A 9796-nucleotide genomic window follows, 5' to 3' on the forward strand; every position below is an offset into this window, starting at 1 on the left:
GATCCCACTCCGCGTTCGTCAGATCTCCACGGCCCATACCGCCAGCCTGGCTCCAACTCCCCACTCATGTCAGGAGATCCGAGAAACAGTGCCTAAGTGCCCGACAGGAATCTAGAGCTCTTCAATGGCTGAGACGTTGTTAACAGCGCTTCCGTGCCAGGTAGCCGATATGCAGTGATAGCGGCCCTCGTTAGCGGATGTCATGGTCAGGGTGAGTCTGGTCGTATGTGCGCCGCGCCTCGGCGATTACGGCACGGTGGGCGAGCGACCAGTCGGCGAGTGCCTTGACGAGGTGGGTCAGGCCGGCCCCGGTCTCGGTCAGACGGTAGTCGACCTGGGCCGGGACGGTCGGGTACACGGTGCGCAGCACGAGACCGTCGCGTTCAAGCCTGCGGACGGTGAGGGTGAGCATGCGCTGGGAGATACCGGCGATGGCGCGCTGCAGTTCACGGAACCGACGCGGCCCGCTCGCAAGCTCAACGATCACGAGCACCGACCACTTATCGCCGATGCGGTCCAGGACGTCGCGTATGCCGCAGTCGGGGTGGTCCTCGCGTCCGCAGGGGTCGAGGTCGGCGGGGGCGGTTACCCCGATGTGCGTGAGTGACATCAAACTGCCTTCTTGTGGCCGGTGGGCGTGCGATCAAGGATCAAGCGTAGTTACCGATGAGAACCACGACGGAAGACTGTGATTGACATGATCTTGGTGACCGGAGCAAACGGGAACCTCGGCTCGGCCACTCTGGCGGCGCTGCGCGCCCGCGGCGTCGCCGCGACGGGCGGCAGCCGCACGCCGGGCGAGGGGATGCGGCATCTCGACTTCGACGACCACGTGAGCCTCGATCTCGCCGGGGTGTCGACCCTGCTGCTGATCTCCGCCGGTTATGCCGAGGATGACCAAGTCGTTGGGCGTCATGCGGCGGTCCTGGACGCTGCCGTCCGCGATGGCGTCCGCCATGTCGTCTACACGAGCCTGACCACGGCCGGCGACCATCTCGGTTTCGCGCTTGCGCACCGTGCGACCGAGCACCTGGTGCGGGCGAGCGGTTTGCCGTGGACAATCCTGCGCAACGGTCTGTACGCCGAACTCTTCGGCGGCCTGCTGATGTGGGCCGACGATGGCATCGAGTCCGCCTTCGGGGACGGCGCCCTGGCGGCGGTCGCGCGGGAGGATCTCGCCGATGCCGCGGCGATCGTTGCGGCGAGTCCGGCAGGACGCAGCGGGCGCATCTATGACCTCGTCGGCACGCCGATCACGGCGGGTCAGGTGGCCGACCGGCTCGGGGTCCCGCACCGCGCCATCGGTCTGGGCGAATACCGGCGCAGGCTCCTCGACGCAACGCCGGGCCTCCTGGCGTTCCAGCCGCCCATGCTTGCCTCGATCGCCACGGGCATCCGACACGGCTTCCTGGACGGTACCGCGCCCGACCTCACGGATCTTCTTGGCCGCCCGGCCCGCGACTCGCTGGCTACGGCCGTTGCAGCCGCCTCCGCCACGCGCCCGGGAGCAAGCGCCTAGCAACGGTATTGCGCGCTGAGCAGCGGAATGAGCTTGTTGGCGCTCCTTGAAATTGAAAATCCCCACTTCTCGATCAGGAGATGCCCAGCCTTGCTCGCTCAGTTCCCCACCGCCTTGATGAGTGGATCAACGGGCGCGAAAATGCGAGGGGCATCGAAACCAAGGGGAGCACAGTGAGTCTGGGGGCAGTGGCGGTAACAGGGGCGGCTGGCACCATCGGTTCTGTGGTGAGGGAGGCACTGCGACACGAGGCGGCCCGGCTGATCCTGCTCGACCGCGTACCGCTCCGCCCGCAGGCCGAGAACGAAGACGTGCACATCGTGGACCTGCGGGACGCCGCGGCCGTGGAGTCGGCCCTCGCGGGAGCCGACCGCGTGCTCCACTTGGGCGGCGTGCCTGACGAGGCCCCTCTCCCGGACCTGCTCGAAGCCAACGTGCTGGGCACGCACCACGTTCTAGAGGCGGCGCGGCGCACGGGAATCGAGCGCGTAGTGCTGGCGAGCAGTAACCGTGTGACAGGCTTCTACCCCGCCGGACATCTCACCGGACCACAGGAGCCGGCACGCCCTGACGGCCTCTACGGGGTGAGCAAGGTGGCCGTCGAGGCTCTCGGGCAGTTGTACGCCGACAAGTTCGGTCTCTCGGTGATCTGCCTGCGCATTGGAAGCTTCGAGCCCACACCTACCGAACCCCGGCACCTGGCGACCTGGCTGAGCCCGCGCGACGCCGTCGGCTACATCCGGGCCGCGCTGGCTGCACCGCCCTCCACCCGCTTCGCCACGGCGTACGCCGTCTCCGCCAACACCCGCCGCTTCTGGAAACTCCCCGACGTTACGGAACTGGCCTACGTCCCCATCGACAACGCCGAAGTCCACGCTGTGGACGTCTCCGGGGACCTACCAGCCGACCCGACCGCAGCGCAGGCCGGTCCCTACGCTGAGCCCGAGTTCACCCTCAAGCACCTTCGGCCCTGACGCATGTAGCCACCGCACGCGACTCGCGCTCGCAGCACCTTTCCCTTGAGGAACGACGAGCAGACGTGGGATCAGGAACGTTCCTCTGTGGGACATCCTGCGCATGGGGGTTGAATCGCTCGCTGATGTTCTGTTCTCCGGTTTCGATGTGCGGTTGACGCACGTCACCGAGGCCGCCGATGGGCTGGCCGTCGAGGCGGTCGCGTGCGGGCCACCACCACGTTGTCCGGGATGCAACTCGCAGGCGACGAGGGTGCATTCGTCGTACGAGCGGAGCCTGGCCGGACTGCCGGTGAACGGCCGGAGCCTGACCGTGCGGTTACGGGTCCGGCGGTTCTTCTGCGACCGCGGTCGGTGTCCGAGGCGGACGTTCGCCGAGCAGGTCGCCCAGCTCAGCGAGCGGTACCGGCGTTCCAGCCTCGGGCTGAAGCAGTGGCAGCACGCGGTCGCCGTCGAGCTTGGTGGTCGTCCCGGTCAGTGGCTGTGCCGGCGGCTGCGGCTGAAGGCAGGCCGGACCCGGCTGCTGGGCCTGCTCACGGAGCCACCCGTCCCAGAACGGGCGCCGCGCGTCCTCGGTGTCGACGACTTCGCCTTCCGGAAGGGAAAGCGGTACGGCACCGTGCTGGTCGACGTCGAATCCGGTCGCGTCGTCGACGTCCTGCCCGACCGCGAGTGCGACACATTCTCCGCCTGGCTCACCGCGCACCCCGGCGCCGAGATCATTTGCAGGGACCGTGCCACCGCTTACAGCAAGGCCATCAAGGAGGCCGCACCCGACGTCCTGGAGGTCGCCGACCGGTGGCACCTGCTGCAGAACCTCGGTGCGGCCGTGGAGAAGACCTGCCACCAACACCGCTCTTGCCTGCGGAAACACACGGAGGAGGAGACCTAGGTGCCGGTGACGGCGACCGTCACGTTCGCCGCGCTGTCGCCCGGCGAACTGCCCCGCACTCAGATCATCGAGCGGACCCGGGAGCGTCACGCCGACGTCCACCGGCTCGTAGACGCCGGCTGGACAATCAGCGCCGTCGCCCGCCGCCTCCACCTGGACCGCAAGACCGTGCGCCGCTTCCGCGACACCGACCTCGACATCCTCCTCGCCTCCGCCCGCGACCGACGCCCCACCAGTGTCCTCGCTCCGTTCAAGGCATACGCCACCGCCCGCTTCACCGACACCGGCGGCAGCGTCACCGCACCCCAGGTCCTCGCAGAGATCCGCGCACAGGGCTACCGCGGCAGCGTCCAGGCCATCCGCAAACACTTCGCCGCCCTCCGCGACGGCACAGCCGAACCCGTCCGCTCCGACATCCCCAGCCCCCGCAAGATCACCTCGTGGATCATGTGCCGCCGGGAAGAACTCCGATCGAAGGACGACGAACGACTCCTCCAAGTCCGCCTCGCCTGCCCGGACATCACCCGCGCCTGCGACCTGGCCCGCACCTTCCACGACCTGGTCACCCACCGCCGCGGAAACCTGCTGATGGACTGGATATGCCAGGCCGAACAGGTCGCTCCCGCACCTGTCCGTGGCTTCGCCGGCTTCCTCCGCCATGACCTCGACGCCGTCACCACCGGCCTCACCCTGGAGTGGAGTTCCGGCGTCGTCGAGGGCAACGTGAACAGAGTGAAAACGATCAAGAGGAGCATGTACAACCGGGCATCCTTCGGACTCCTCCGGATCCGCATCCTCACCCGACCTTGAGCTTCACGGAACTGCGGCAGAACCCTTTTCAGGGGCTTGTGCCAAGGAACAGGGCGGCCAGACGGGGAGGCCGACGGCTCATCTCCCTGTCGTCGTCGAAGTCGAAATCCTCGCCCATATCGACCGCGTTGTCGCTCTCTGTATCAGCCGCGCGGAACCTGCGCCAGGCTTCGTAGAAGGCATCCGCATCACCCGTGATACGTTCGAACGCCCCGCTGGCTGCATAGTTCACGTCCTCGTAGAACAGTGCCTCGGAACGGTCCCGGACGTTCGCTGCCTGAACGACATCAGGGTTCGCAGAGAAGCTGTCGGGTCAGTGGCCACGCGCCGGTACCACTCACGGCCCAAGGCGATCACACCAGCGCGGAAGTCCATGAAACTGAGGTGTTTTCATCGTGATGCGGCCGCGAGGTGTAGTGCGAGGGCAGCCTTCACAACTGCGGTGATGCGGTGGGTGCTGCAGCGCAGTTTGCGCGGGAGGCGCCGGCACTTGAGCGTGGCCATCGTCTGCTCGCCGACGCAGCGGATCTTGGATGGGTGGTGTGGTGGCGTCGTTGCCACTGCTTGAGGCGGCGCCCCTTGAACGGGACTAGGACGTTCGGTGCCGCACCCTGATACGCCTTATCGGCTCAGCAGTTGATGCCGGCGGCGACGAGGGCATCGATGATGCCGTGCTCGCGTGCCGCGGTCAGGTCGTGGGTGGCGCCGGGCAGCGCGGGCGAGGCCCATAGGAGCCGTCCGAAGGGATCGGTCAGTACCTGGATGTTCATGCCGTGGTGCCGCTTCTTGCTGGAGTGGTAGGGGCGGTCGGCGGCGATCCGGTTGATCGGCAGCACGGTGCCGTCCAGGATGACGTACGCCTTCATGCGGGCCGTCTCCCTCGCTTCGTCGAGCGTCGGCGCGAGCGCGGCCAGGGCGTCGATCGCCTCGCGGACGTAGCGGTACACGGTGGCAATCCCGCTGCCGAACCCGGCCGCGAGCTGCGCGTACGTATCGCCGCACCGCAGATGGGCCAGGGCGAGCAGGGCCTGGCCCTGGGGAGTCAGTCGCCGCCATCGACTGCCTGTCTCCCGGCGTCGCGTAGCCAGCACCCGACTCAGGTGACGCAGGTGCGCGGTGGACAGATCAATGGCCGACGGGTGGACAAGCGCGCGGAGCTCCTGGAACGACGGTTGATCTTGGTCGACAACTCGTCTACCAGGAGCTTCGTCGTTCTGCAGATCCGTCTGACCCGCAGTCATTTGCGCCAGGTTGGAAGATCCTCAATGGCAGACCGCACGGCTGGCTCGAGTCCGTAGCCGACCCTACTCAGCGTCCTGTGCCTCGATCAGGTCGAGGTCGCGGACGCAGAAACCATGGTGCTCGAAGGTCTCGTTGAGCACCGTGCCGAGGCACTGCCGCACCGAGCGGCCCCGGGCGTACGGCGGCCAGACATCGTCGTCGGGCACCGGCGCTCGCGCTGCGAGCTGCACCGCGGTGACCTCGTCGAGCCAGGCCTCGAGCTCGACGGCCTGTGCGTCACGCACGCTCACGATCTCGTCGAGGGCCGGATCGAGCGAGAGGTCAAGCCCGTGCGCTCCACGGTAGGGCTCGACGGTCGTCCCGATGCCCATCGGGGTGAACAGCTCCGTCGAGCCCAGGCAGCAGCGGCGGAACCACGAGTCGTGGACGAAGACCAGGTGGCGCATCGTCTGCACCGCCGACCACTCGTCGTTCACGCTGCGGCGCTCGATGCCGGGCGTACGGCGGATTCGCTCGATCGTGGCGGCCCAGCCGGCATGGAGCTGACGCGTTGCCTCGCGCAGATCGGCAGGGTCCTCGGAGCGGATCAGCACCCGCACCGGATGACGCCGGTCGAGCTCTGCCTCGACGTACTCGGTGACCTCGACACCGTTCACCACGAGGTTGGTGATGAGCCCGTCGATCACGGCATCCTGCATGACGACGCCGATCAGGCGTGCCCCGGTCAGGTCGCACTCGCGGAACTCCACACCGTGCAGATCGTCGTCAACATACCGCGTCATGCTCCGCATATTAGGTCCGAGCACCGACAAGCCAGCATCCCGCGGGTCGCGACTTATGGGACAGGTCTTAGCTTGATCTTTAACCTGTGCGGCGTGGTCGTGGGGTGGTTGACTTCGTCGTTCTCTTTGAGCAATTGTCAAGACCTGTGGATTGGTGACCACGTGGCGAGAGACGCCTTGTCGAGGTGTATCGGGCGGGGTGCTCGTGCGGCCAGTGGAGCGGTGCCGAGCCCCTGCCGGTCCACCGTGCGGCCGTGGCAGGACCAGCCGAGGGAGGGCCTGTCGGCGGCGGGTGAAATCACGTTCTTGCAAGATCTTCGTGCAGGGGTGAGCAGGAGTCCGGAATGCCTCTCAGCTGGCCCGGCCTAAGGTCACGGTGCGGGATCCGGGTGTGAAGTCGTCGAAGGACTGTTGCCAGGACTCACTGGGCCAGTAGTACGTCGCAAGGCCCTCGACGGGCCGGTAGTGGGCGGTGTAGAGCGTTCTCGACCCCTGTTCGTCGACGGATCGATACAGCGGCGGCTTCAGCATCGCCGCCACGTCCGCGCCCGCGGCGCGGATGGTTCGCAGCCGCTCCTGTGTTTGCATGGCCCGCTCCTGCTCGTCGGTCACCGGCAGGTGCTGGTGATTGGCGGCGCAGGCGTCCGGTGCCACCGTCGGTGACATATCCGGTCCCACGAACACCGTCACCGCCTTGGTGGGATCGACAAGGGTGAGGTTCTGGGGGACGGCGACCGGCAGGGACCGCAGCCTGTCGACCGCCTCATCGACGGTGTCGCACGTCTCCAGCAGGTAGCGCACGAGGATGAGAATGGCGAAGCCGCGTCCGTAGGCGGAACGTCCGCCCCAGGTGAGCGAGACCGCCAGACCGGCGTCGTTCATCCCGTCCAGCATGCCCCACAGCATGTCCTGCATCCCGATCACGGGGCGCAGGAAGCAGGAGGAGACGATGGTCCCCTCGCACTGATCGGGCCGTAGGTCATAGTTGCGCAGCAGAGTGCCGTTCTGGCCGATCTGGGTGCAGGCCTGGGAGAACGGCCGCAGTGCCGCGTGGGTGAGGAAGACTTCCGCCTCGGGCCGGTCGAGTTGGCTGGCCAGGCGGTCCAGAACCGGGACCAGTTCCGGCATGTGCGCACGGAACAGCGCCCGAACACGATCCGCGCCCTGCGGAGTCCGGCCCTCCTCGGTCAGCAGGCCCTCCATCTCCTGCCACAGGGCCCGGGCGTAGGCGGCCCACCGCCCGTCGCCGCCGTCGCCGACCTCGATTGCCTGGAAGGTCTTGTGCTGTTGCGGCACGGCTGCCACTGCCCCCTGTGAGAATCGGATGAGGTGAGGGCAACCTAGCCAATTGGGCAGGTATTCACCAGGTGGCCGTCATCGGTGACGACCAGGCGCTGGATCTTGTGAAGCCGCTGAACGCGAGCGTGGCCGATTCCGGGTAGGGATCGTGTCCCGCGTTGGAGAAGCCGGGGTCAAGAAGGCGGGAGCGGCAAAAGCAGTTGGCATTCACTGTAGGTCGAGTGACGCATGATCAGGCGGCGGCCCCCGGACGCTCGATCAGGACGCCGCTATCGAACCGGGCGTCGGCCCGCACGAGGGCGACCAGATGGGTGGCAGTAGCCGCCCGCCAACGCTGCTGAGCGGACTCGATCAGCTTGAAGGCCATCGCCAGCGCTGCAGCCGGGCTGCCCGCGGCCCGCCGGCTCTTGCTCCGGGCTGTGAGAGCTGCACCTGCCAGGCCCTGAGTCAGGAGCCGTCGCGCAGTTCGCGCAGACGCTCGCGGGTGAAATGGATGTCGTCGAAGGTGACCATGCAGCCGTCACCGGTCGGCGATTGCGCCTCGAAGCCGATGGAGGCGGGCGTGGACGTGTCGTCGAGAGCGAAGAAGCGGATCATCCGCCAGGCCTTGCCGTCGAGGGATGCGTGGTAGGCGAAGGCGTGATCAATCCGGGAGACGCGCAGCCATACCGTCCGGCCGTCGACAGCGAAGGCGTTGGCGTCGTCCGCGACGCCGCGGGCGACTACAGAGACGATCATGGGCTGGCGGTCTGGGGAATATTCGAAGCAGAGCTTTCCCCAGTGGCGGTCATCGATCCACAAGAGCAGCACGCCGGCGTCGAAGGTGGACTCGAAGTTGACCGTGACGCGTGCGCTGAACTGGAAATCACAGTCCGGGGGGACGCCGAGCAGGGTCGCGGCGTTGAGCATGGACTCTGCGTTGAGCTGAGAGTCCGCTCCCGGATCGATGAAGATGTCGCTATGGGCGCTCGCTGCGGCGGTCACCGTGGCGGTCGCCTCGTCGATGGTCCACGCCTCGCCGGACGACGGCGAGAGAGAGAAGGGCAGCCCGGGAACCTTGCCGGAGATGGTCATGTGGTCTCCTCCTGCGGTCTGATCATTGACGAGCCGTAACGCCGGTACGCAGCGTGCCTGGGGCAAGGTGTGCGGACCCTGCGTGCATCGGGGATGAGGTCGTGGAGCGTAGCGCGGGAGCAATAGTCAAGAGCAGTGGGTGGGCTGAGTTCAGCTTTCGCTGCGGTGGTTGAGGCTGGTCTTGGCGGTGTTGCGGATCCGCTTGGTGCGGCCCGCTTCGGCGAGGATCTTGTTCGCCTCGGTGTGCGTCGTGGCGGCGGTCTTGAGCTGGAGCCAGTTGGACGACGCGAGCAGGTCACCCGGCGGCCAGGGCAGTCCGAGCGTGACGGCGCGGAAGAGTGACCACTCCCGCAGGCGCTGAGTAAGGAAGGGGTGGTCGATTGTGGCCTGGGTCATCGCCTGCGCCCACTCCTCGTAGGCGGGACCGGGATGGAGGTTGGCGGCCTGACAGTCCAGGTGCCGCAGCACGGCGGACTGGGCCATCGTCTGGTCCGGATCGGTGAGCACGCGGCCGACCAGGTCGGCCGCGTCCGCGCCGGCGGCCTGCTGCAGATGTTCGAGGTAGGACGCGAAACGGACGTGTTCGTCCGGGTTCTGCAGGATGTCGTCGAGGTTCATGCGGCCTGCTCCCCGGGCTCGACCAGGACACCGTTCTCGAACCGCGCGCCGGCGCGGACCAGGGACACCAGGTGGGCGCCGGTGATCGCGCGCCATCGCGCCTGGGCGGACTCGACCAGCTTGAACACCATCGCGAGCGCGGCCGCAGGACTGCCCGCGCCTCGCGTGACCTTGGTGCGGAGCTTGACCGTGGAGAACGTCGACTCGATGGGATTGGTGGTCCGCAGGTGGATCCAGTGCGCGGCCGGGAAGTCGTAGAACGCGAGCAATTCCTCCCTGTCCATGGTGATCTTCGCGACGGCCTTCGGGAACTTCGCTCCGTAGGTCTTCGCGAACGCATCGATCGCCCTCTCGGCGTGGTGCGGTCCTCGGCGTTGTAGATTTCCTGCATCGCCTTCGTCGCTCCGGGCTGGGCGGACTTGGGCAGGCAGTTGGTGACGTTGCGGGATTTGTGAACCCAGCACCTTTGCGGGCGTGCGGCCGGGAACACCTCGCCGAGGGGCTCGAAGTCAGGTTCGAACAGTTGGAGGAGGAAACCGGCTGGTCTTACTGGTCCCACCTCTCTGTGTCGGACGGCGTCAAGGTC

At 67.1% G+C, this 9796-nt stretch carries 10 protein-coding genes and 3 pseudogenes; 4 read left to right on the plus strand and 9 right to left on the minus strand.

The features are described 5' to 3' along the window. Positions 1-190: 190 nt before the first annotated feature. A complete protein-coding gene (locus ACWIGU_RS44615) occupies positions 191-610 on the minus strand; it encodes a winged helix-turn-helix transcriptional regulator (RefSeq protein WP_454407672.1) in 420 nt (139 codons plus the stop codon). Between the two features lie 87 nt (positions 611-697). Here ACWIGU_RS44615 and ACWIGU_RS44620 point away from each other — a divergent pair, with 87 nt between their 5' ends. The 4 genes from ACWIGU_RS44620 (at position 698) to ACWIGU_RS44635 (ending at position 4195) form a co-directional block, all read left to right on the plus strand. Continuing rightward, entirely contained in the window at positions 698-1519 is an 822-nt protein-coding gene (locus ACWIGU_RS44620) for an NAD(P)H-binding protein (RefSeq protein WP_454407674.1), read from the plus strand. Positions 1520-1743: 224 nt separating this feature from the next. Next, complete coding sequence (locus tag ACWIGU_RS44625) at positions 1744-2493, plus strand: NAD-dependent epimerase/dehydratase family protein (protein ID WP_454407675.1); 750 nt, start codon at positions 1744-1746, stop codon at positions 2491-2493. 103 nt (positions 2494-2596) lie between these two features. Next, entirely contained in the window at positions 2597-3385 is a 789-nt protein-coding gene (locus tag ACWIGU_RS44630; protein ID WP_454407676.1) for an ISL3 family transposase, read from the plus strand. Positions 3386-3391: 6 nt separating this feature from the next. Further along, the gene (locus ACWIGU_RS44635; RefSeq protein ID WP_454407677.1) at positions 3392-4195 is read left to right on the plus strand and encodes a transposase; all 804 of its coding nucleotides are present in this window, start codon (positions 3392-3394) and stop codon (positions 4193-4195) included. A gap of 28 nt (positions 4196-4223) precedes the next feature. Here the strand turns inward: ACWIGU_RS44635 and ACWIGU_RS44640 are convergent, their stop codons facing one another. The 8 genes and pseudogenes from ACWIGU_RS44640 to ACWIGU_RS44675 form a co-directional block, all read right to left on the minus strand. After that, positions 4224-4427, minus strand: coding sequence for a hypothetical protein (locus ACWIGU_RS44640; protein WP_454407678.1), 204 nt, complete (start codon positions 4425-4427; stop codon positions 4224-4226). Positions 4428-4585: 158 nt separating this feature from the next. After that, positions 4586-5325, minus strand: a pseudogene (locus ACWIGU_RS44645) (transposase family protein). 174 nt (positions 5326-5499) lie between these two features. Continuing rightward, entirely contained in the window at positions 5500-6219 is a 720-nt protein-coding gene (locus tag ACWIGU_RS44650) for a DinB family protein (protein ID WP_454407679.1), read from the minus strand. Between the two features lie 351 nt (positions 6220-6570). Further along, positions 6571-7515 (minus strand): C45 family autoproteolytic acyltransferase/hydolase, encoded by a 945-nt coding sequence (locus ACWIGU_RS44655; RefSeq protein ID WP_454407681.1) that lies wholly within the window; start codon positions 7513-7515, stop codon positions 6571-6573. Positions 7516-7750: 235 nt separating this feature from the next. Then, positions 7751-7933 (minus strand): annotated as a pseudogene (locus ACWIGU_RS44660) (IS256 family transposase); the annotation flags it as partial. Positions 7934-7965: 32 nt separating this feature from the next. Next, on the minus strand, positions 7966-8592 hold the full coding sequence (locus ACWIGU_RS44665) for a DUF1349 domain-containing protein (RefSeq protein ID WP_454407682.1): 627 nt from the start codon (positions 8590-8592) through the stop codon (positions 7966-7968). 150 nt (positions 8593-8742) lie between these two features. After that, positions 8743-9210: a hypothetical protein gene (locus ACWIGU_RS44670; protein WP_454407683.1), complete on the minus strand. Its 468-nt coding sequence runs from the start codon at positions 9208-9210 to the stop codon at positions 8743-8745. Then, a pseudogene (locus ACWIGU_RS44675) lies at positions 9207-9703 on the minus strand (transposase); the annotation flags it as partial. The pseudogene ACWIGU_RS44675 and the gene ACWIGU_RS44670, both read right to left, overlap by 4 nt. Between the last annotated feature and the right edge of the window lie 93 nt (positions 9704-9796).

The organism is Streptomyces sp. NPDC055400, from assembly GCF_053644375.1.